This window comes from Candidatus Omnitrophota bacterium (assembly GCA_030695905.1).
Lineage (GTDB): Bacteria > Omnitrophota > Gorgyraeia > 2-01-FULL-45-10 > 2-01-FULL-45-10 > CAZHPY01.
The window spans coordinates 61789-83312 of the sequence record JAUYOL010000036.1 but is presented as its reverse complement, the minus strand read 5'-3'; the positions used below and the strand labels follow the sequence as shown (position 1 = coordinate 83312).

The window sequence follows — 21524 nt, the reverse complement described above, 5'->3', positions numbered from 1 at the left end:
GATTTTGTTTTTTGGTCCCATGTAAGCAACGGGATCGAGAGGTGCCTGCCCCTTATGGTAAGCTTGAAAGAGAAGGGCGCAAGGCCGCTTATGTTTTACCAGAATTATAATTATAGAGACGGACTTTCCAGGGCGCAGATGAAGATCATCCGGGCCTATGGACTTAATGTCATGGATTATTCCTTTTTCATGAGAAAAGATCTAATTTTAAGAACCATAAGCCTCTTTGTGGAATTTTTTAAATATTTAAAATGCGCGTTCCTCCGAAACAAATGCATAGGCCTGCGATCGAAATTATTGAAGCTCAAGATGACAGAAAAATTCATAAGGGAAATGTTGACAGGGCTGTCGCCCGCCATTGGATTTTTTGATACCATAAGCCTTGTGAAGTATGTCGATTATCCCTATGGAAGTTATTATATAAAGAAAATATCGGACGAATTGGGTATTAAAAGCTTTGATATATTCAACGGGTTGCCCTGTTATCCGCTGGAGCTTGAGCAAAAACAGCTGAATTTTGACAGGTACTATGTCCCGCATGAACATGAAAGGCAGAAATATTGCGCCGAACATATCGAGAAGGATACGCCGATACTTGTCTTCGGCGATCCGCGTTATGACATAAACTGGAAAAAAAGCATTAAGAGAGTTTTTTTGGAAGATGTCAGAAAGAACATTGGGCAGATGGGTGTATCGTCCAAAACCAGGATATTATATATCTGCCCGAACCTGGAAACAGGCAGGGCTGACGCTGAAAAATACAGGAATATCTCCGATGTCGTAAGGGCCGTTAAAGAGCTGGGAAATGCGGCGCTTCTGATCAAACCGCACCCCAGGTACCGATATGAGGATAAGATAAGGCGTGTAATGAGAGAAGTCGGGTTTAATGATTTTTACATCCTGGAGGACGACCCTCTGGTCTGCTATTTAGAGCACGTAGATTTCATAATATCGATGATTACAAGCGCGTTTTTTGACTTCTTGCCGGAAGGACACAGAAAGATCGTTATATATGATATCGGGGATTTCTGGCAATCCGCCGGTATAGTTGTAAATATATTTAAAGACGGATTTAATTGCTGTAATAAATATGAGGATCTTCTGGCTTTTTTAAAGGCAAGAGGGGAAAAAAGCTGCGCACACAAAGATATAAGCCAATTCTGCAGGAAATGGGTTGCCGGCGGAAACGAACCGGATACGATAATAGAAAACATGGCAAACGATATTTTGAATGAGTTTAAAAAACTAAGAAAGGGATAGATATGGATCTGAAGAACAGGCTCGCCAAAGGCGCCGTGACGATAGGCACATGGATTACTCTCGCGGACTGCGCGGTTGCCGAGATCATGGCCAAGTTAGGTTTTGACTGGTTGGTCGTAGACACTGAGCATAGCCAGCTTTCTTTTGCCCAGGCTGCTGAACTGATCAGGGTGGTCGAACTTTGCGGGGTAACCCCACTGGTGCGGGTCAGGCAGAATGATCATGATATTATTAAAAGATTTATGGATGCCGGAGCCCACGGTGTTTTGGTGCCGCTTGTTAATTCAAAGGCTGACGCCCAAAAGTGTGTCAATGCTGTGAAATATCCCCCTATTGGCACAAGAGGGGCAGGGCTCACCCGTGCGCAGGGTTATAGCCTTGATTTTAAAAAGTACAGGGACTGGAACCAGAAAAAAAGCATTGTTATTGTACAGGTGGAGCATATTAAAGCCGTTGAAAATCTTGAAGAGATCATGAGCGTTGAAGGCGTGGATGGTTTTATCATAGGGCTGTATGACCTTTCCGCTTCGCTGGGCTGTCCTGGGGATTTTTCCGATACCAGAGTGAAGTCTGCGCTTAAAGAGATCCATCGGAAATCAAAAAAGTTTGGTTATCTTATGGGCCAGCATGTTGTGGAGCCGCGGCCCGTCTTGGTCAAGGAGAGGGTAAAGGAGGGGGTTAAGTTTATAGGTTTTGGGGTGGATTTTCTCTTTTTGGGCGAATATACCAAAAAATGTTTAAGGGAGATTAGGAGTTGTCTATGAAAATTATTGCTATGATCCCCGCCCGCATGGGATCAAGCCGTTTCCCGGGGAAACCTCTTGCGGATATCTGCGGCAAGACCATGATAGAGCATGTTTGGCGGCGGGCGAGGCTTAATAAAAATATCAGCGATATTTATATAGCTACTTGTGATACCGAGATAAAAGAAAAGGCCTTGGCGTTTGGCGCAAAGGTGATCATGACAAGTTCCAAACATACGCGCTGCACGGATCGCATTGCCGAAGCCTGTCAGAAACTGGATAAGGCCGGCATTGCTTTTGACGTTGTTTTGAACATACAGGGCGATGAGCCCATGCTTGACCCGGATACGCTGGATTTACTGGTAAAACCATTTCTTGAAGAGAAAGACATTTTCTGCGTTAACCTTATTGAAATCTTGGAAGGCGAGGAGGAGATAAATAGTTACAACAATGTTAAGGTGGTTTTTGATCAAAACGGGTTTGCTCTATATTTCTCGCGCCTGCCCATCCCTTACGGGAAGGCGCGCGGGCATTACAAGCAGCTGGGACTTTATGGCTTGTCCAGGGAGATAGCGCTGAAGTATTTAACCATGAAAGAAACGCCTCTGGAGATCGCCGAGTCCGATGACATGATGCGGTTTATAGAAACCGGGATCAAGGTTAAGGTGATCTTGTCTCCCAATAAGACTAAGGGGATCGATACTCCGCAGGATCGCGAGGCGGTCTCGAAGATCATGGAGAACGATCCTTTTTTTAGGAGCTACGGGAACCTATGAAAAATAAGTTGCTGGATAAATTTGGTTTGAAGGGGAAAGTCGTTTTGATAACCGGTACCTCAAAAGGGTTGGGGCGGTCAATTGCCGAAGGGTTGCTTGAGGCCGGGGCCGATGTCGTTGCCCTGGATCGCTCGGAAAACGACTATTTGCCTAAACTGGGAAAAAGGCTTGGCGTTGTTTTCGAACGGATCAAGGTCGACCTTTTGCAGGCATCCGAGAAAGACCTCGAGAAGGTTGTAAATCAGGTGAAAAAAGAATTTTCCCGTTTAGATATACTTATTAATAGCGCGGGCATAAGCCGCCGCGGTGAAGTAGAGGATTTCAGCGACACCGACTGGCAGGATGTTCTGAAGATAAATTTAACCGTCCCGTTTTATTTATCCAGGGTGGCAGCTAAGATATTTATTAAACAGAGATCCGGAAAGATTATCAATCTGGCCTCCATGCTTTCTTTTCAGGGCGGTTTAAGAGTGCCGTCTTATGTCGCGTCGAAACACGGGATTATCGGCTTGACTAAAAGCTTCGCCAACGGACTGGGCAAATACGGCATCAATGTTAACGCTGTAGCTCCGGGCTTTATGGCTACGGATTTGACATTGCCCCTGCAGCAGGATCAAAAACGCAACGCCGCGATCTTGCAAAGAATATCGCTGGGACGCTGGGGGAAGGGCGAGGATCTAAAAGGTATTGTAATATTCTTATCTTCGCCGATGTCCGACTATCTCAACGGTGCCGTAATACCGGTTGACGGCGGATACCTTTGTGCTTAATTAGTAATCGGAATATTATGCCTATAACAAATACTGTCATCCAAACTATTAAAAAGGATAATGAGATGTATCTCGACTGGCTTAATAAGATCGGGATAGACGTCGGCCCAGATTCTTATCTGGCCGGTCCATTTGTTTCTCCCCCTTATCCGGTCTGGCCGCGCAACCATGATAACTTTCATTACCCGCTGGGCATGCGCAGGCTTCTTTCTCTGGGATTTGCCGGAATTAAAAAAGAGGCTTTAGACAATGCCCAAAAATTCAATGGCAATGAGAAGGAATACCTGTTGCTTATAGCACAGGTTTATTCGGCCGTGATCGAGATCGTGAAAAAATTCTCTTTGGCTGCGCAAAAACTCGGGTTAAAAGAAATCCATAAGACTTGTGTTGCTTTGACTGAAAGGGCCCCACAGACGTTCCTCGAGGCATGTCAGCTTTACTGGTTTGCCGTGATCTTCCGGATAGGAACTTCTACTGTCGGGCGCACAGATCAGCATCTTTTCCATTTTTATAAGAATGACGTCGGAAGAAATATCCTTACCTGCCACGAAGCAAAAAAGATCGTGGATGAACTTTTGTTTCGTTTTGAAAAACGCGGATCGGGGGTAGGCGACACCTTACAGAATATTATGCTTTCAGGGCAGGATGCAGATGGCAACGACCAGACTAATGACATCAGCTACATCATTCTGGAATCCATGATCATCAACAAATACATCGAGCCAAAAATTAATGTTCGTTTACACAAGAATAGTACGCCGAGACTGCTGGAACTTGTTGCTCGCCTGCAGCTTACCGGCAGGGGCATATGTACCGTATTTAACGACGACTTTATTATTAAGGGATTAAAGCTATGCGGCCGTCCTGAGAAAATCGCTTATAACTATTGTAACGACGGCTGTTCTGAAATAATCCTCGACGGGTGCGGAGAGACCTGGTTTCGTTACATAGATTGCGTTAAAGCCGTCGAACATGTTCTGTTTAATGGTGCGGAGAATATTCCCGATAAAAAGAAGATGCAGTATTATTCTTCGATGCAGGATTCAATTGATGTAGGATCGCCTATTAGAAAAGGGCTGAGCACAGGCGATTTTTTAAAAATGGAAAGCTTCGATGAATTCTATGAGGCTTATTTAAAACAGATAAAATATCAGATAAGGGTCATGCTTAAAGACCCTTATAACAGCGATGCTTACCCCATGCGTTTATTCACCGCCGCAACAATGCCTGATGTTCTGGAAAATGCCACGGAACCATATAGAAACCCGTCCTGTTATCACACTTACGGGCTTTTCATAGGTTCATTGGGTACGGCCGTAAATAGCTTAGCGGCGGTCAAATATTTAATCTATGACAAAAAGAATATTTGCCGGGAAGACCTTCTTTCGGCCCTGCGTAATAATTTTCAGGATTATCGCGTTTTGCAGGGTCTTTGCAAGGGCGCCCCTAAGTTCGGTAATGATGACGATTTCGTGGATAAACTGGCAGTTGATATCGCCGGAAAATTCGCTTTATGGGTGCAGGAGCATAAGGATCGCACGGGACGGCCAATCTTGCCGGGGCTTTATAATCATTTATTCAATCATACGGCGTATAGCGTCGGCGCAACGCCTGACGGTCGCGAATTCGGCTCTTTGGTGGGGGAGCATATATCACCTACTCCCGGTACGGCTCTTAAAGGTCCGACCGCTGTGATAAATTCCGTTTGTAAATTAAATTTAAGTGAACAGGTATTTGGGTCGACTTTACATTTAAATCTGCCGCTTACGGTTTTCAAAGAGATCGAGCATCCTGAGAGCATCCTGATATCTCTGGTTAAAGTGTTTTGCCAAAAAGGGGGGTGTGTTTTAAATATTAATATTTTGGATAAACAAAAGCTTTTAGACGCGCAAAAGCATCCCGATAGATACAAAGACCTTATCGTCCGCGTCTGGGGTTTTTCTTACTACTTTGTCTTGTTAAGCAAAGAAATGCAGGACCATGTGATAGCGAGGGCGCAATGAGCGCAAAAGGTTTTATTACCAGGGTACAAAAGTTTTCCCTGCATGACGGGCCGGGCATCCGTACCACGATTTTTTTAAAAGGCTGCCCCCTTAATTGTGTCTGGTGCCATAATCCGGAAAATATCCCGCGGTTTTCCGAGGTCTTGTTTTTGCGCGAGCGTTGCGCAGGGTGCCGCAGATGCGTGGAGCTTTGTTCGAAAAAATGTTTTGACTGGCAGGATAAGATTGTTTTTAAAAGCGATGATTGCGATCGTTGCGGTTTGTGTGTCAATAATTGCAGTTTGAAAGCGCTTTTATGGTCAGGCATGGAATTGCCAGCCGAGGAGATTATTCATCAGGCGCTTAGCGATAAAAGTTATTATGAGATGTCCGGAGGAGGGGTAACGATTTCCGGGGGCGAACCGCTGTTTCAGATAGACTTTTCCTGTGAATTGGCAAGTCTTGCGGAGAAAAACGGAATAAACGTGGCCTTGGATACCAGCGGTTATTCCGAGCCCGAAGCCTTCATGAAAATTTTGCCTTTTGTCGATCTTTTCCTGTTTGATCTGAAATTTATCGATCCCGAGCTTCATGAAAAATATACAGGCAGGTCAAACGGATGTATTTTGGATAATTTTAGGCGTTTGCATGAGGCAAAGAAACATGTATCCGTAAGGGTGCCCCTGATTCCAAAAGTCACTGATACTCCCGGTAATCTGGCCCAAATACACGAGTTTGTAAGGTCGGTCGATCCGGTTATAGATATAATACATATACCTTTTAACGTCCTGATGCCGGAGAAATACGGCATGCTGGGTAAAACCAACTTAAAATATGAAACCTTTTAAAGCTTTGCTTTTATATCCCAACGGTAAACTTTTAAATCCGCCGCCGATCTCTATCGGCATATTTACAGCTTTACTCAAGCAAAATGGTTTTGAAGCGGACTTGTTTGATACTACTTTTTATGCCGACAAAAAAGAGAGGGGATCGGATGATGCCAAGCAGGAAAATCTTCAGGTCCGTCCTTTTGATTATGGAGAAAGAGACGTAAGGCTTAATGAAGGGCTCTTTGAAGACGATCTTGTCAAAAAAGTGCAGGATTTTAAGCCGGACCTGATTACCATTTCTATCCTGGAATGCACATATCCGATCGCTCTTCGCATGATAAAAGCCATTGAAAGATTTGATATCCCTGTTCTTGCCGGCGGGGTATTCGCTACTTTTGCGCCGGAAATTATCCTGTCAAACAAAAATATTAGCATGGTATGCCGCGGTGAAGGAGAAGACGCCCTGATTGAGGTGTGCAAGCGTTTGTCGGAAGGCAAAGATTGTTTTGGCGTAGAGAACCTGGTCATCAAAAAAGACGGCAGGATAATAGTCAATAAATTAAAAAAGCCCATAGATCTGAACGGGCTGCCAATTCCCGATTACGACTTATTTGAGAAGCAGAGATTTTTCCGCCCCATGGCAGGCAAGGTATATTTGACAATACCGATAGAAACTAACAGGGGATGTCCGTATTCCTGCACTTTTTGTAATTCTCCGTCGACTTCACAGCTGTATCGTGACAGTGATGCCGGAGTATTTTTCAGGAAAAAATCCATGAAGAAGATCAAGGAAGAAGTGCAGTATTTGGTAAAGAAATGGAATGCTGAATATGTTTATTTTGCTTCCGATACTTTTTTAACTCTTACCGATGATGAGTTTGAAGAATTTATCGATTTTTATGCGGATATAAAACTGCCTTTTTGGATGCAGTCACGAGTCGAGGTGATTACTAAATACAAGATAAAAAAACTTAAAGAGGTGGGGTGCCACCGCATGTCCATGGGGCTCGAGCACGGCAATGATGAGTTTCGGAAGAAGGTGCTAAAGAAAAGATTCGATAATGATAAGATGATAAAGGCATCGAAGATAATAGCCGACGTCGGAATACCCTTAACGGTTAATAATATAATAGGATTCCCCGGTGAAACCCGGGAGCTGATTTTTGATACTATTGGATTGAACCGTCAGCTTGTTTTTGATACTGTAAATGCCGCTACTTTCGCCCCTTTTCACGGCACACCCTTGTATAAACTTTGTGTTGAAAAGGGCTTTATATCTGAGGGTTTTACCCCCGGCTCTATCAACGTAGACGTGTCATTGGATATGCCTCAATTATCCAAAGAAGAGGTAAGGGGACTGCAAAGGACGTTTGCTTTATATGCCCGCATGCCGAAGGAATATTGGCAGCAGATAAAGAGAGCTGAAAAGTTTGACGATGAGGGCAACCGCATGTTCAATATGCTTAAGAAGATTTATCAGGATAAATATTTTACAAAATGACGACGAACAGATTGAAAAAAAAGTATAAGGTCGGGATTATCGGCTACGGCAAGGTGGGAAAGATACGCCATGAATGCGTCGATCGCCATCCCGCCCTTGAATTGACGGGCGTGTGCGATATCAACCCCGGTGTGTGGCAGCAGCCGGGCGTGCCGTTTTTCGATGATTTTAGAAAAGTTTTGGATAAAAAACCGGATATCGTGTTCATATGTTCTTATAACCGGCACATACCGGAGATTGCCGTTGAGGCTATATCGCGCGGGATTCACGTGTTCAGCGAGAAACCGCCAGGCTGTACCCTGGAAGATGTAAAGGCGATTCAGCGCTCATCCGTCAACAATCCTTCGGTAAAGGTAAAATTCGGTTTTAACCACCGTTATCACGAAGGTGTTAAAGAGGCCAGGTCAATTGTAAAGAGCGCCAGATTAGGGAATATAATGTGGATGCGTGGCATATATGGCAAAGCCGGAGGAGCCGGTTATGATTTAGATTGGCGCAATAAGAAAGCGCTGTCCGGAGGGGGTATATTGATAGACCAGGGGATCCACATGCTCGACCTCTTCCGTTATTTTTGCGGAGAATTTGATGAGGTTAAAAGCTTTGTCGGTAATTCGTACTGGAAGGTGGAAGTCGAGGATAATGTCTTCGCGTTGCTGCGCAACGCCGGGACCGGGCAGACCGCGATGATTCATTCTTCGGCAACACAGTGGAGGCATAAATTTCTGCTGGAGATATATATGGAAAAAGGGTATTTGGAGATAGACGGGATCCTTTCCTCAACGCGGACATATGGCAGGGAGACATTAAAGATAGCCAGGTGTATTTTTGACAAAAATAATTACCCCATGCCTAATCCTCAGGAAAATATGGTTTATTATGATGACGACGACTCCTGGATAGCTGAGATCAGCGAGTTTGTAGAGTGCGTGGCAGAGGATAAGCCGATCACTAATGGCGGGGTGGATGACGCGATAAAGACAATGGACCTGGTCCAGAGGATATATGCCGATGATAAGAACATAAATGCCGGCGGTGTTTCAGATCTTTGCGGAAGGGGGAAAATATGAGAAATGTAGTATTTTTAGATGATTTAAAAGAATCGGAGATTCGGCCAGAGCATATCTACAATGAGTACAAGAAGCTGGTTGTTAAGGACATAAAACAATATTTTTCTGATAAATCGCTGTTGACGGATATTAAATGCCCGGGTTGCCTGTCTAAAAAAGAGGAGAGGCATTTTGTTAAAAATGGTTTTACCTATCATGTATGCGGTATCTGCGGTTCCTGGTATGCTTCTCCGCGTCCCAGCGAAGAAGCGCTGAGGAATTTCTATAAAGATTCCAGTTCCGGAAAATTCCTTAGGGAAGTTTTTTTCAAAAAAACTTCGGAAACGCGCGCACAAAATGTCTTTTCTTATCGTACCCAGTGGCTTATCGATTTGGTCGGAGAGTATCTTTCCAAGAAAGGGATATTTTTAGATTACGGCACCAGGTATCCGGATTTTCTAAAAGAACTTAATGAATCCGGTGTCTTTTCTTCGTCCATTTCATTGATGCCGCAGTGCTATGAACAAGAAGATCTGTTGTTAAAGAACGCAAAAATTTTAAAAAACACCGGAGAATTCGCCGGTAAGGTGGACATTTTCGCTGCCTTTGAAATAATAGAAAGGGTTTTTTCGCCTAAGGATCTGTTTGATTTAGCATATCGTTCCTGCGCAAAGAACGGCCTGTTTATCATTACGTCCGTTACTGCAAGCGGGTTTGAATATCAAGTCTTGAGGGATATCTCTCCTAACGTTATAGTCCCCGACAGGTTAAACATATTGTCGCTGGAGGCCATGATCTCCGGGATAAAAAACGCCGGTTTTGAAATAATCGAAGTGAGCACTCCGGGCAGGTTTGACGTTGAGACTGTCAAGAGGGAGTACGAGAAAGATCGTGGTATATCTATCGACGGTTTTTGGAAATATATTTTTGATAATAGAGGCAAAGAGTCTCTGCGCTCGCTTCAGGAGTATTTGCAGCATTTTCAATTAAGTTCACATGTGAGGATCGCGGCAATAAAAAAGTAAGGATTATGAAGATTTTACTTATATATCCCAATAAAACGATGACGACCCGCATGCCGCTGGGGGTAGGATATCTAATCTCTTATCTTAAGGCCGCCGGGCATCAGGTGGATGTTTTTGACACGACTTTTGTGAAATGCGGTAGCGGCGTCAGCGATGATCAATTAAGGGCATATTCTCTGCAGGTGCGTAATCCCGACTTCTCTGAATACAATATTATTGAGCAGGAGGCGGATGTTATCGGCGAACTTTTTAAAAAAATAGAAAAGTGCGTTCCGGATGTCGTCGGTATCAGCGTCGTTGACCCTAATTACCGTTTTGGTTTAGAGCTTGCGAGGGCGATAAAGAGGGACTATAAGAATATCTTTGTTTTGTTCGGCGGACCTACGGTCACTTTTTCTCCCGAGGAAGTTATCGCTGAAGATTGCGTGGATGCTATCTGCGTCGGAGAAGGCGAAGAAGCCGTTCCGGAATTGTGCTCAAAATTCGCTGAAGGCAAAGACATCCTAAACGTCGGCAATATATGGATAAAACACAATGGGAAAGTCTATCGTAATGATGTGCGGTCGCTCATCGATCTGGATTCTTTGCTGCAACCTGACTGGAGCTTGTTTGACGAGCGCCATTTAATACGTCCCCTGGGGGGTAAGATGTACCGCATGGGTATATTTTCTCTCACGCGCGGTTGTCTTTTCCGCTGTACTTATTGCGCCAATTTTGCCCTGTCCAATATCTATAAAAACAAGGGTGCGCTATATCGTATAAAACGCCCGGATCTGGCGGTTAAAGAGATAGCGGAATGCAAGGAAAAATATAATCTTAATTTTGCGTTCTTTGTAGATGATATTTTTCCTCTGCACAAAGAGGATGTTTTGGACGAGTTCTGTCGTCTTTATAAAAAGAACGTAAAGATCCCTTTCAATGTAAGTTTACACGCAGAGCTGGTCCGAGAGAAACAGTTTGCCAAACTTGTTGACGCCGGCTGCCGCAATATTTGCGTCGGGCTCGAGTCCGGTAATCCAAAAATAAGGGAAGAGATTTTTGAGCGTCGTTGTTCCGATGAGCATATTATCAATGTTTTTAAATTGGCGCATAAATATAAAGTGCGCAGCTCATCTTTCAATATCATAGGTATACCGCATGAGACCAGGAAAAATATATTTGAAACCATTGAATTAAACCGGAAGGCCAACCCTACGACTACCACGCTTACCTTTTTACATCCCTATCGCGGCACAAAGGTTAGAGGCCTGTGTGTTCAAGAAAATATTTTTGATATATCAAAAGAAAGAGAGTTCGAGGACGGTTACAGGACAGACTCCTGCCTTAACTTAAAAGACGTGTCCAGAAAAGAGCTGAACGGTATTTTCAAAACTTTTCAGATGTATTTAAAATTACCCAAAATATTTTATCCATTGATTGGTCTGGCAGAAAATGATAGCGTGTTTTCCCGCAGGCTTTATAGTCTTTTGAGGAAAATCTTTTACTTTATCACCAGAAAAGAGGCAGTTTGGGATTTTACCAAAGAGAAGGCATAGTAACTTGCTTAGGAGGATATCTGAATGAAGCTATCGTGGAATTCTTTAAAAAACAGGTCAAAATCTATTGTAGCGGACACAATCAAAAAGATTAAAATCATTCATAAATTAGATTACGCGAAATTCGATATCCTGATGTGTGATAATCTGCGCCTTAATTCATGCGCCAAGGAACCGGGGACCATAAAATGGATAGAAACGTTCGGGAAAAATGACGTTTTTGTTGATATCGGGGCCAACGTAGGCGCGTACTCTTTGGTAGCATCCAGATACTGCAGGCTTGTTTATGCCTTTGAGCCGTCCATTTTTAATTTTTATATGCTGGAGAAAAACATACTAGCAAACAGGTTTACCAGTATTATTCCGTTTAATATCGCCTTGTACAGCGATAAGCGCATAAACGCTTTTTCATATAATCAGACGTCCGAAGGCGGATCTTGCAATACTATTGTAAATACAGTAATAGGCGATAACTGGATCCAGCACGTTCTTTCTTACTCGCTGGATGATTTTGCGGAGGAATTCAACTTGCCGCAGATAGATCATATAAAACTTGATGTTGATGGTAATGAATATGAGATATTGCAGGGGGCCGTGAAATTACTCCCCAGAGTAAAAAGTATATTGATTGAATCCGATACGGAGCGGTATAGTAAAATAACAAATTTCCTGACAGCCATCGGGTTTGAAAAATCTCAACAGCACCGTCTTGACGATAAGTATTCAAATCTTATCTTTATAAGGCAAAAATGAAAGGCGAAGAGGATTATGGAAAATATAGAAACTCTTTTTAATAACTCGGCCGATATACACCAGTTCAGCAAGGGTTATTTCAGGTATCTGTGCGGCCTGATGGACCGGCTTGACATGGGTGTGATAGAAGGTATCGTCAGGGAATTTGACAAGGCGCATAAAAATCGCAATACCGTGTTTTTCATAGGCAACGGCGGCTCTGCATCAACGGCTTCGCACATGGCAAACGATTTTGGATTAGGGACGCGCAAGGATGAGAAGCTGCCGTTTCGCGCAATATCTCTTACCGACAATGTTTCATCCATAACTGCCATTGCAAACGATTCCGGTTATGACAATATTTTTATCAGACAGCTCAATCTCTATTACAAGCGGGGCGATAAGCTTGTAGCCATTTCGGCAAGCGGCAATTCCCCTAATGTTGTAAATGCCGCAAGATGGGTCAAAAAACGAGGAGGCAGAGTTATAGGCCTTGTCGGCTTTGACGGAGGTAAATTAAAGGAAATAAGCGATATCTGCGTACATGTGAATACGCCGAAAGGCGAATATGGGCCCGTTGAGGATATCCACATGATAATGGACCATCTTATCTATACCTGGATGTGGTTTAAAAAACGAAAAGGATAATGTTTGTATGAAGCAATTTTTCGGAGAAAAGATACTTATAAGCACCTCATCTTTTGCAGCTACTGACACGGAACCCTTAGATATGCTTAAAAATGCAGGGTGTGAAGTAATGGATAATCCTTATAAGCGCCGGCTAACAAAACCTGAACTGTTAGGATTATTGTCAAAGGGCATAACAGGTTTGATTGCAGGATTAGAAATTCTAGACAAAGAAATAATGTCTAAATCCAGATTAAAGGTTATATCCAGATGTGGTTCCGGGATGTCTAATGTGGATCTTGCGGCAGCCGAGGAATTAGGAATTACAGTATGTTCAACTCCGGACGCTCCAGTAAATTCTGTTGCCGAACTTACACTGGCAGCCATACTGAGTCTTATAAGGGCCGTGCCTTTTATGGACAATGAACTTCATAAAGGCAGATGGGCCAAGCGGATAGGCTTCCTGCTTGAAGGGAAGACAGTGGTAATCGTAGGTTTTGGGCGCATAGGCAGAAGATTAAGCCAGCTGCTTATACCTTTTAGAGTAAGGGTATTGGTAGTAGACCCGCTTATAAAGAATAGCGATGCTAATGTAACAACCCTATCGCTTGAGAAGGCATTGTCAGAAGCCGATATTATCAGTATACATTCCAGTGGGAACAATTGTATTATTGGAAAGAATGAATTGCGGAAGATAAAAAAAGGCGCATTTATCCTTAATGCGGCACGCGGCGGAGCTGTAAATGAAGACGCTCTCGTAAAGGCGCTGGAGGAAAAACGCATTGCAGGGGCATGGCTTGATGTATTTGAAGAGGAGCCATATGCTGGGCCGTTGATAAAATATCCGCAAGTTATGCTTACCCCCCACGTTGGTTCTTACACGGTTGAGTGTAGAAAGCGGATGGAAATGGAAGCGGTCAAAAACCTTATCGAAGCTTTAAGGAAATATTAATGACTAGGGAAATGCATGAGCTAGAGAAATGGTTATTTATCGCTGAAAAGGCGGCGCGCGGCGCCGGCGCGTTTTTGTCTCGGACGAAAATAAAAGACAATAAAATCCTGGCCGATCTCGGGAAAGATGTAAAGATCTCCGCTGATTTACATTCAGAAAAGATCATCGTAAATATGTTAAGAGCCAAATCTGAATTTGATATTCTTACAGAAGAAAGAGGGTTTCTGCCGGGAAATTCTGAAAAGCGTTTTCTTTGGATTATTGACCCGCTTGATGGAACTATGAATTTTTTACGCGGGATTCCTATAAGCTGCGTTTCTGTAGGTCTGTGGAGGGGCGAGGAGCCTTTGTTGGGAGTAATTTACGACTTCAATAAAAATGAACTTTTTTCCGGCATAGCCGGTAAAATTGCGTTCTTGAACCAAAGACGGATAAGAGTGAGCGCTGTTTCCAAAGAAGCAAACGCCGTACTTTGTACGGGTTTTCCAGTGAGCGCCGATTTTTCATCCGGCGGTATATTAAAATTTACCAAGCAAATTCAAAGCTATAAAAAAGTCCGTTTGATCGGGTCCGCTGCTTTGTCGCTAGCCTATGTCGCGGCAGGCAGAGCGGATGTTTACCGTGAAAATAATATAATGCTATGGGACGTCGCCGCTGGGGTTGCAATTGTTACCGGGGCTGGCGGAAAGGTTCAGATGCTGCCTCTGGCAAAAGAAAACACTTTTTCAGTATACGCCTCTAACAGGCGGTTATTCAGACAGAATTTGAAAGATAAAAAATGGATATTCAAAGAGAGCTCTGTAAGAAAATAGAATCAGATACCAAGAAGTCGTGGGAACTTAATTGGAGCAAGGTGGACCTTAAATCCATCAATGAAATATTCGATTATCCTAGAGTCAAAAAGATAATCGACGTATATCTCAATTATCTTCCGAAAAAGGGATTAGTGCTGGAAGCAGGATGCGGCCTGGGGCAGTGGGTGGGATATCTTCGTTCCAAAGGTTACAATATAATAGGTATCGATTACAACGAACCTACTATAAGGCAGGCGAAAAGTTACAACCCCGATATTCGTTTAGCCACAGCCGACGTCAGGACATTGCCGTTTCAGGACGAAAGTTTAGATACATATATCTCATTCGGGGTGATTGAGCATTTCATAGAAGGTCCGAATGCTGCCTTAAGGGAAGCGTATAGGGTGCTTAAAAAAGGGGGGACAGCGCTTGTAACGGTTCCTCACAGAAATATTTTTACTATCATTAAGAGCCCGATTGTATGGCTGAAGAGATCTCCATTTTTAAGGAGTATTTTTTCAAAAGAAAAGAAGGTGTATTATTATCAGAAATATTTTGCCCCGAAAAAATTAATGGCAAAATTTAATGAAGCAGGGTATAGGGTAGTCCTTCATAAGCCGATAGATCATACATTTTCTTTGGTGGAATTTTCATCTTTCTTTAGAGACAAAAATACGTATGACGGCGAAAGCAAGCTTGCAGTTAAATGGGGTAATATTTTAGAAAAGTTTTTTCCATATATTTGCGCTGGAAGTAATTTGTTTATTTTAGAAAAATGATTTACTAAATTGAGAGGTGAAAGATGAAACTCGTAGTTCAGATACCGTGTTATAACGAAGAGAATACTTTACCGGTAGTTATAAACAGCATACCAAGAAGGATAAAAGGTATCGACGATATTAAAATATTAGTCATAAATGACGGGAGCGGCGATGCTACCGTTGAAACCGCAAAAAAACTGGGCGTTGATTATATAGTAGACATGCCTTCGCATAGGGGGTTGGCCGAGGCATTCAGGAGAGGCTTGGAAAAGAGCCTAGCTCTTGGCGCAGATATAATAGTGAATACGGATGGCGATAATCAGTACAAGGGCGAGGATATTCCGCGGCTTATAGGGCCTATATTAAACGGCAAGGCAGAGATTACCATAGGCTGCAGGGACATGTTCGCGATACAGCATTTTTCGTTGCTGAAAAAAGTCTTGCAGCAGCTCGGAAGCTGGGTGGTCAGGAAGTTCTCGAATACCGCTATCCCCGATGTGACAAGCGGATTCAGGGCTTATACGAGAGAAGCTGCATTGCGGTTAAATGTATTTTCTACTTACACCTATACTTTGGAAACGGTGATTCAGGCGGGGAGGAAGGAAATCCCTGTGGCGCATATAGATATAAAAGCAAACCCAAAGCTGCGGGAATCGCGATTGATTAAAAATACCGCCTCATATATTCTGAGGTCCATTGCAACGATATTGCGCATATATCTTATGTATGAGCCGATGAAGTTCTTTGTTAAGATAGGGTCGTTATTCTTAGGCGGTGCAGCCATATTAGGTGGCAGATACCTGTATTTCTTCTTTTTCGGAGTAAAGAGGGGCGGGCACGTGCAATCTCTTATCCTGGCGCTGATCCTGACCATAATAGGAGCTCAGCTGATATTTACAGGTCTTCTGGCTGATATTATTGCCGCTAACAGGAAACTATCGGAAGAGATCCTGTATAGGCAGAGAAAGGAGCAGTCTAAGCCTTAAATGAACATTTTATATATAACGCGTAAATTTCCACCCAGCATAGGCGGGATGCAGACCCAAAGCAGGCAATTTTATGACAGTATTGCCGCAGGTAATAAGGTGTATTTGATAGCATGGGGGCACTCGCAGCTCTTTCTACCGCTTTTTATGGCATACGCCTTTATGGTATCGGTTTTATTGGTAATTACAAATAAGGTGGATGTTATTCAGCTAGGCGACCTGGTGCTTTCTCCTCTCGGATTTTTACTCAAGATATTATTCAATAAGCCCGTTCTGTCTGTATCGCACGGAAGGGATTCGGCGTATGCGGGTATTTTGTACGATCTTTTAGTATTGTGTCCGGCAAAAAAGCTCGATAGGATAATTTGTGTAAGCAATTATATAAAAGAAAGGCTGGCCGCGCGGGGCATTCCGGAGAATAAGCTTGCGGTCATACCCAATGGCATTGATATAAAGGGCCGTATTAATAACTGTTTGGACAAAGATATTGCCCGTAGGGCAATAGCGGCGCATTTTGGGATTATGTTAACAGATAAAAAGATTATTCTTTCTGTTTCCAGGCTCGTGCCAAAAAAGGGCATAAAAGAGTTTATTGAAGAGGGGATGCCGAGGATCAATGAAAAAAACAAAGATATACTTTTTTTGGTGGCAGGCGATGGTCCGCAGGCGCCCGAGATAGATAATGCCATTAGAAGGTCGGGATTCTTCGGAAAGGCGCACAGGCTGGGATACGTTGAACATGACAGCGGTCTTTATAATGCATTATTTACGGCAAGCGATGTTTTTGTAATGCCTAATATTAAGGTAAAGGATGACGCTGAAGGTTTTGGTTTGGTTGTGCTTGAGGCCGGGATGAATGCTCTGCCTGTTGTAGCGTATGAAGTGGATGGTATCGCGGAAGCCCTGCATAACAATAAAAACGGGATTCTTATAAAGGAAGGCGATTACAATGCTTTTGCCGAAACCGTGAGTTCATTGCTTTCCAGGCCGGATTTAAGGCTGGACCTGGCAAAAAAATCCAGAGAATATGTCATGTATAATTTCAGCTGGGACAGGATAGCGGGCGACTATCTTGCTCAGTATGCACAGCTCATGGAGAAGCGATGAAGCCTTTAAATGCTTATAAAAGAGTATTGCTGATACGGCCGAACTATAAGCAGTCGCATTATGAATATGTGGGGCTGCCGGCAGGCCTGGGCTATATTTCCGAATCGTTAAAGAAAGGAAAAATAGCGCATAAGGTCTTTGACATGTCCCTTGGTTATAGCAATAGGGATCTTCTTGAGTCCATAAGCTCGTTCAATCCGGACCTTATCGGCATAAGTATGATGAGCTTCAAATATAGGGATCATTATGCGCTTGCCGATTTTATAAAAGATAGCTTTAAAAATATAAAGATAGTGGCAGGCGGGCCGCACATATCCACTTTTAGGGCGCGGACCCTTGAAGAATGCATTTCAATAGATTATGGCGTTGCGCTTGAAGGCGAAGATACTATATTGGAACTATGCAGCGGTATGAAAAATCCGGAAGAGATAAAGGGGTTGCTTTACAGGGAAGGCGGCAAGGTTCTGTATTCCGGAGACAGGGATTTCAAGATCGATCTTGATAACATAGGCTTCCCAAAGTACGAATATTTAGAAAAGGATAAGTACCCACGCTTCATACCGCTTTTGACAAGCAGAGGTTGCCCTTATAGCTGCATATTTTGTCCGGTTAAGGTCACGATAGGGAGAAAGTTAAGGACAAGGTCGCCGTCTTCGGTCGTCGACGAAATTGAGTACTGGTATAAAAAAGACGGTATGAGGATATTCAACATAGTGGATGACAACTTTTCTTTTCAGAAACAGAGGGTATTGGATATATGCGCTGATATCAAAAAAAGAAAACTCTCCGGGCTCATACTAAGCTGCAGAAATGGGATAAGAGCAGATACAATAGACAAACAAACTCTTATCGCAATGAAGGAAGCGGGTTTTAATTACCTGGCTTTTGGCGTAGAGAGCGGCAGCGAAAAGATGCTGAGCATTATTAAGAAGGGCGAAAAGCTTTCAGACGTGGAAAAGGCCATAAGCGACGCATGTGGCCTTGGTTATATGGTCACTTTGTTTTTTATATTGGGCCTGCCTCATGAGACCGAAAAAGACGCCTATGAATCTTTGCAATTGGCCGTTAAATATCCGGTATTTGATATAAGATTTTATAACCCCATACCGTTTCCCGGAACCGAGCTTTATGAATGGGTCAAACAGAACAAATATTTCAGAGAGAAAGAAGAAACATATCTTAATCATTCTTCGCACTGGGTCAATAACCCTGTGTTTGAGACCCCTGAAATGTCAGCCGGCTTAAGAAAAAAATTATATAATGAATTTAATAAAAAAGCGAAAAAACATACCCTGAAAACAAAACTTAAATTTTCAGCTGAGATGGAAAACATATTCAGTGGCATAGGGCTGCCGGTTTTTATCAGCAAGATCCTTGCGCGGCTTTACTACACGGAAATATTTCAAAAGGTGATAGTCGAATCAGGTATCGCATCAAGATTAAAGGACGTATTTATCAGTCCAAAGGCGCGGAAAAAGTGAAGATATTTACGATAACAATGGCCCCTATCAGTCCGCCTTACAATGATGGCGCGAAAAATATTGTCATGGGTATTGCGCAGCGCATAAAAAAGCATTTATTTTATTTTGTGTCATCGCTTGGAAATAAATTTGCTCCGGAAACAAACATAGCATTTATTCCTTCGCTTTTCCAGAAGCCGGGCAGGCACAGCATGTCGATTCTGCAGAAGCTTTATGTGCTATTTATAACAGTCTTAATCGCTAAAAAAATAGACGTGTTCCAATTTTTTATCACTCCGCAGCCGTATTTTTCCGGCTTTTACAGTAGATTCGTAAAAAAGAATGGAAAGAAATCGGTGCAGATATTAACTTCGATACATACTTTATTTAATAAGAACGCTAACGTGCCGATATCGTCTTTATTCTTTGCCGACCGTGTAGTGGTGCACTCCGATTACGCTAAAGAAAAACTTACCGCACTCGGCGTGAAAAATGTAATCAGGGTCTATCCGGGAGTCGAGACGCAGCGGTTTGGCGCGCCGCGCGGTTCCGATTTAAAACACGCGCCTTTACCACGCGTAATATATCCGGGCACATATAAGATATTAAATGACTCCTACTCATTTTCTGAGCTACTGAAAATAGCTTTACTGGTTACGAAAAAAATACGAAATGCCGAATTCGTGATGGCATGCCGCGTGAGGACGAAAGAAGACGCGAAGCTAAAGAAAGAGTTTGCCGTATTGCTGAAAAATAATGGCGTAGAAAACTTTACGTTGCTGGATACTGTTGAGGATATGCCCGCGCTTTTTAATAGTTGCGCGGCAGGCATCATGCCTGTAAGGCGCCCGATGGTAGGAATTTTAGAGATACCGCTTGTTTTACTCGAATTAGCCGTATTAGGCAAGCCTGTAATATACGGCAATATCGCGCCGTTGGACGAGCTTGAAAGGCACGGCATCGGCATTAAAATAAGCGGAGATGGCGCGGATGCATATGCTGAAAACCTGATAAGATGTCTTAAGGACGCAAAGTTTTACTCGGATGTCGCAAATAAATCTCAGGATGGTGTTAAGAGATGTTTTACAATGGACGCAATGGCGGCCGAGTACGATAAGATATACTCTGAGATCGGGGGATGATTTAACGATGAGCAGCAATGTCAGGATATTTACACACCCGGATTACGGTATAGACGAAAATACGTCTACTATACTTGAGAAGATGGCCGGGACCGAGGGCGTTGTCAGGCCGATAGTGGCCCTGCCGGATGTTCATTTCAAATATTCCTACCATACGCCTACGGGCGTAGTCGTTCTTTCAAAGGACAGGATATTTCCGAAGTTCGTGAACGCGAACTGCGCAATGTCTTTTATTAAGACGGAATTTTCGTCAGGTGATATAAACGAAAACGCGCTGGATTCTATATTCGGATATTTGCAGAAGAACATCTCGGTCTCCATGAGAAATGCTCCTATAATTTCGCATGACGATCTTAAGCATATCATAAAAGAAGGCGCGGGCTGGGCCGTAGAAAAACATGGCATTGATCCGTCGGACCTGATGAATTTTGAGAACAACGGGTCTCTTTTTAAGAATGATAAAACGGATATAACTGAAATAATGTCCTATGTGCCGAAGGCGTGTCAGAACATAGGCCTTTTCAGCATAGGGGTCCTGGGTTATGGCAATCACTTTATAGAACTTCAGGTAATCGACGATATAATCAATAAAGATGTAGCCGGCCTTTTCGGCATTAAAAAGAGCCAGGTTTGCTTCATGATACACAGCGATTCAAGAGATTTTGGACAGTCGATCTTCGATTTCTATTCTCAGAAAGCAAAAAAGCTTTTCGGCGCACAGCAGATATATAAAAAGCTTTATTACAGCATGTTCGGGTCATCATATATTCTCAGGGATTTCTTGAGGTCAGTTAATAAAAATTTAAACAGGATCAAATCAACTGTATACTGGAAGGTGGATAAGTGGAACAAAAAAAAGAATTTTATATTCGAAGGGATAGACGCAAATAACGAAGAAGGGCGTTCGTACCTTATAAGTACTTATTGCGCTATTAATTTTGGTTACGCGAACAGGGCGTATATGGCCTCTGTCATACAGCGCGCACTGCAAAAGACGTTTGGCAAGGACGGCGGTTGCCTGAATATCCTGTATGACGGTAACCACGATGCATTACAGAAAGAACGGATAGACGGAGAGGAATATTATGTGCACAGGAACGGCGCCTGCAGGGCATATCCGCCGCGCTATTTCAGCGGCCATCCTGTTTTTTCGAAGACAGGGCAGCCGGTCCTTTTACCCAGTTCTTTGGGGCGGCATTCCTTTTTATGCGCTGCCACAAAAGGATGCGCCGGCTCCTATTATTCGACATGCCATGGCACGGGAAGGCTGGTGGATAGAGGTGCGGCAAGGCAAATTTTTGACGCAAAGAATGTGATCGATGAAGTGCGCGGAAACAATGTCAAGATTTACGATTATGGCAATGGTTATATCGCGGAAGAAGCGCCTAAGGCATTTAAGGATGTAGATAAAATATTGGATGTTATCTCAAAAAATAATATAGCAGAGCCGGTGGCCAGGCTACGGCCGTTAGCGGACCTTAAAGGGTGGAGATAA

At 43.3% G+C, this 21524-nt stretch carries 20 protein-coding genes; all 20 read left to right on the top strand.

The genetic code is table 11. From position 1 onward, the window contains the following. The first annotated feature begins 54 nt into the window (after nt 1–54). From Q8R38_05780 to Q8R38_05685, 20 genes are read left to right on the top strand one after another with little or no spacing between them, the layout of a single operon-like run. On the top strand, nt 55–1260 hold the full coding sequence (locus tag Q8R38_05780) for a hypothetical protein (protein MDP3791532.1): 1206 nt from the start codon (nt 55–57) through the stop codon (nt 1258–1260). A 2-nt stretch (nt 1261–1262) separates the two neighbouring features. Next, nucleotides 1263–2024, top strand: coding sequence for an aldolase/citrate lyase family protein (locus Q8R38_05775; GenBank protein ID MDP3791531.1), 762 nt, complete (start codon nt 1263–1265; stop codon nt 2022–2024). Then, nucleotides 2021–2779, top strand: coding sequence for a 3-deoxy-manno-octulosonate cytidylyltransferase (locus Q8R38_05770; GenBank protein MDP3791530.1), 759 nt, complete (start codon nt 2021–2023; stop codon nt 2777–2779). Before Q8R38_05775 ends, Q8R38_05770 begins: the two co-directional genes overlap by 4 nt. After that, entirely contained in the window at nt 2776–3549 is a 774-nt protein-coding gene (locus Q8R38_05765) for an SDR family oxidoreductase (protein MDP3791529.1), read from the top strand. The genes Q8R38_05770 and Q8R38_05765 overlap by 4 nt, the downstream gene beginning before the upstream one ends. 17 nt (nt 3550–3566) lie before the next feature. Continuing rightward, nucleotides 3567–5552: a pyruvate formate lyase family protein gene (locus Q8R38_05760; protein MDP3791528.1), complete on the top strand. Its 1986-nt coding sequence runs from the start codon at nt 3567–3569 to the stop codon at nt 5550–5552. Continuing rightward, complete coding sequence (locus tag Q8R38_05755; protein MDP3791527.1) at nt 5549–6379, top strand: glycyl-radical enzyme activating protein; 831 nt, start codon at nt 5549–5551, stop codon at nt 6377–6379. Before Q8R38_05760 ends, Q8R38_05755 begins: the two co-directional genes overlap by 4 nt. Then, nucleotides 6366–7862: a radical SAM protein gene (locus Q8R38_05750; GenBank protein MDP3791526.1), complete on the top strand. Its 1497-nt coding sequence runs from the start codon at nt 6366–6368 to the stop codon at nt 7860–7862. The genes Q8R38_05755 and Q8R38_05750 overlap by 14 nt, the downstream gene beginning before the upstream one ends. Further along, on the top strand, nt 7859–8929 hold the full coding sequence (locus Q8R38_05745) for a Gfo/Idh/MocA family oxidoreductase (GenBank protein ID MDP3791525.1): 1071 nt from the start codon (nt 7859–7861) through the stop codon (nt 8927–8929). The genes Q8R38_05750 and Q8R38_05745 overlap by 4 nt, the downstream gene beginning before the upstream one ends. Continuing rightward, nucleotides 8926–9933, top strand: coding sequence for a hypothetical protein (locus Q8R38_05740; GenBank protein MDP3791524.1), 1008 nt, complete (start codon nt 8926–8928; stop codon nt 9931–9933). The genes Q8R38_05745 and Q8R38_05740 overlap by 4 nt, the downstream gene beginning before the upstream one ends. A gap of 5 nt (nt 9934–9938) precedes the next feature. Then, nucleotides 9939–11468 (top strand): radical SAM protein, encoded by a 1530-nt coding sequence (locus Q8R38_05735; GenBank protein MDP3791523.1) that lies wholly within the window; start codon nt 9939–9941, stop codon nt 11466–11468. 24 nt (nt 11469–11492) lie between these two features. Beyond that, nucleotides 11493–12221, top strand: coding sequence for an FkbM family methyltransferase (locus Q8R38_05730; GenBank protein MDP3791522.1), 729 nt, complete (start codon nt 11493–11495; stop codon nt 12219–12221). Between the two features lie 15 nt (nt 12222–12236). Beyond that, nucleotides 12237–12848, top strand: a complete 612-nt coding sequence (locus Q8R38_05725) for an SIS domain-containing protein (GenBank protein ID MDP3791521.1) — start codon at nt 12237–12239, stop codon at nt 12846–12848. A 7-nt stretch (nt 12849–12855) separates the two neighbouring features. After that, the gene (locus Q8R38_05720) at nt 12856–13779 is read left to right on the top strand and encodes a phosphoglycerate dehydrogenase (GenBank protein MDP3791520.1); all 924 of its coding nucleotides are present in this window, start codon (nt 12856–12858) and stop codon (nt 13777–13779) included. Beyond that, entirely contained in the window at nt 13779–14591 is an 813-nt protein-coding gene (locus Q8R38_05715) for an inositol monophosphatase family protein (GenBank protein MDP3791519.1), read from the top strand. The genes Q8R38_05720 and Q8R38_05715 overlap by 1 nt, the downstream gene beginning before the upstream one ends. Then, complete coding sequence (locus Q8R38_05710; GenBank protein ID MDP3791518.1) at nt 14558–15352, top strand: class I SAM-dependent methyltransferase; 795 nt, start codon at nt 14558–14560, stop codon at nt 15350–15352. The genes Q8R38_05715 and Q8R38_05710 overlap by 34 nt, the downstream gene beginning before the upstream one ends. Before the next feature lie 23 nt (nt 15353–15375). After that, on the top strand, nt 15376–16320 hold the full coding sequence (locus tag Q8R38_05705) for a glycosyltransferase family 2 protein (protein ID MDP3791517.1): 945 nt from the start codon (nt 15376–15378) through the stop codon (nt 16318–16320). Next, complete coding sequence (locus tag Q8R38_05700) at nt 16321–17427, top strand: glycosyltransferase family 4 protein (protein ID MDP3791516.1); 1107 nt, start codon at nt 16321–16323, stop codon at nt 17425–17427. It abuts the gene before it with no gap. Next, nucleotides 17424–18908: a radical SAM protein gene (locus Q8R38_05695; GenBank protein ID MDP3791515.1), complete on the top strand. Its 1485-nt coding sequence runs from the start codon at nt 17424–17426 to the stop codon at nt 18906–18908. The genes Q8R38_05700 and Q8R38_05695 overlap by 4 nt, the downstream gene beginning before the upstream one ends. After that, nucleotides 18905–20029 (top strand): glycosyltransferase family 4 protein, encoded by a 1125-nt coding sequence (locus Q8R38_05690; GenBank protein ID MDP3791514.1) that lies wholly within the window; start codon nt 18905–18907, stop codon nt 20027–20029. The genes Q8R38_05695 and Q8R38_05690 overlap by 4 nt, the downstream gene beginning before the upstream one ends. A gap of 7 nt (nt 20030–20036) precedes the next feature. Next, entirely contained in the window at nt 20037–21524 is a 1488-nt protein-coding gene (locus Q8R38_05685) for an RtcB family protein (GenBank protein MDP3791513.1), read from the top strand.

Excerpts from the sequence above, each read along its gene's own strand:
- Q8R38_05780 (MDP3791532.1), top strand. The coding sequence starts at position 55 with ATGGTAAGCTTGAAAGAGAAGGGCGCAAGGCCGCTTATGTTTTACCAG.
- Q8R38_05775 (MDP3791531.1), top strand. The coding sequence starts at position 1,263 with ATGGATCTGAAGAACAGGCTCGCCAAAGGCGCCGTGACGATAGGCACA.
- Q8R38_05770 (MDP3791530.1), top strand. The coding sequence starts at position 2,021 with ATGAAAATTATTGCTATGATCCCCGCCCGCATGGGATCAAGCCGTTTC.
- Q8R38_05765 (MDP3791529.1), top strand. The coding sequence starts at position 2,776 with ATGAAAAATAAGTTGCTGGATAAATTTGGTTTGAAGGGGAAAGTCGTT.
- Q8R38_05760 (MDP3791528.1), top strand. The coding sequence starts at position 3,567 with ATGCCTATAACAAATACTGTCATCCAAACTATTAAAAAGGATAATGAG.
- Q8R38_05755 (MDP3791527.1), top strand. The coding sequence starts at position 5,549 with ATGAGCGCAAAAGGTTTTATTACCAGGGTACAAAAGTTTTCCCTGCAT.
- Q8R38_05750 (MDP3791526.1), top strand. The coding sequence starts at position 6,366 with ATGAAACCTTTTAAAGCTTTGCTTTTATATCCCAACGGTAAACTTTTA.
- Q8R38_05745 (MDP3791525.1), top strand. The coding sequence starts at position 7,859 with ATGACGACGAACAGATTGAAAAAAAAGTATAAGGTCGGGATTATCGGC.
- Q8R38_05740 (MDP3791524.1), top strand. The coding sequence starts at position 8,926 with ATGAGAAATGTAGTATTTTTAGATGATTTAAAAGAATCGGAGATTCGG.
- Q8R38_05735 (MDP3791523.1), top strand. The coding sequence starts at position 9,939 with ATGAAGATTTTACTTATATATCCCAATAAAACGATGACGACCCGCATG.
- Q8R38_05730 (MDP3791522.1), top strand. The coding sequence starts at position 11,493 with ATGAAGCTATCGTGGAATTCTTTAAAAAACAGGTCAAAATCTATTGTA.
- Q8R38_05725 (MDP3791521.1), top strand. The coding sequence starts at position 12,237 with ATGGAAAATATAGAAACTCTTTTTAATAACTCGGCCGATATACACCAG.
- Q8R38_05720 (MDP3791520.1), top strand. The coding sequence starts at position 12,856 with ATGAAGCAATTTTTCGGAGAAAAGATACTTATAAGCACCTCATCTTTT.
- Q8R38_05715 (MDP3791519.1), top strand. The coding sequence starts at position 13,779 with ATGACTAGGGAAATGCATGAGCTAGAGAAATGGTTATTTATCGCTGAA.
- Q8R38_05710 (MDP3791518.1), top strand. The coding sequence starts at position 14,558 with ATGGATATTCAAAGAGAGCTCTGTAAGAAAATAGAATCAGATACCAAG.
- Q8R38_05705 (MDP3791517.1), top strand. The coding sequence starts at position 15,376 with ATGAAACTCGTAGTTCAGATACCGTGTTATAACGAAGAGAATACTTTA.
- Q8R38_05700 (MDP3791516.1), top strand. The coding sequence starts at position 16,321 with ATGAACATTTTATATATAACGCGTAAATTTCCACCCAGCATAGGCGGG.
- Q8R38_05695 (MDP3791515.1), top strand. The coding sequence starts at position 17,424 with ATGAAGCCTTTAAATGCTTATAAAAGAGTATTGCTGATACGGCCGAAC.
- Q8R38_05685 (MDP3791513.1), top strand. The coding sequence starts at position 20,037 with ATGAGCAGCAATGTCAGGATATTTACACACCCGGATTACGGTATAGAC.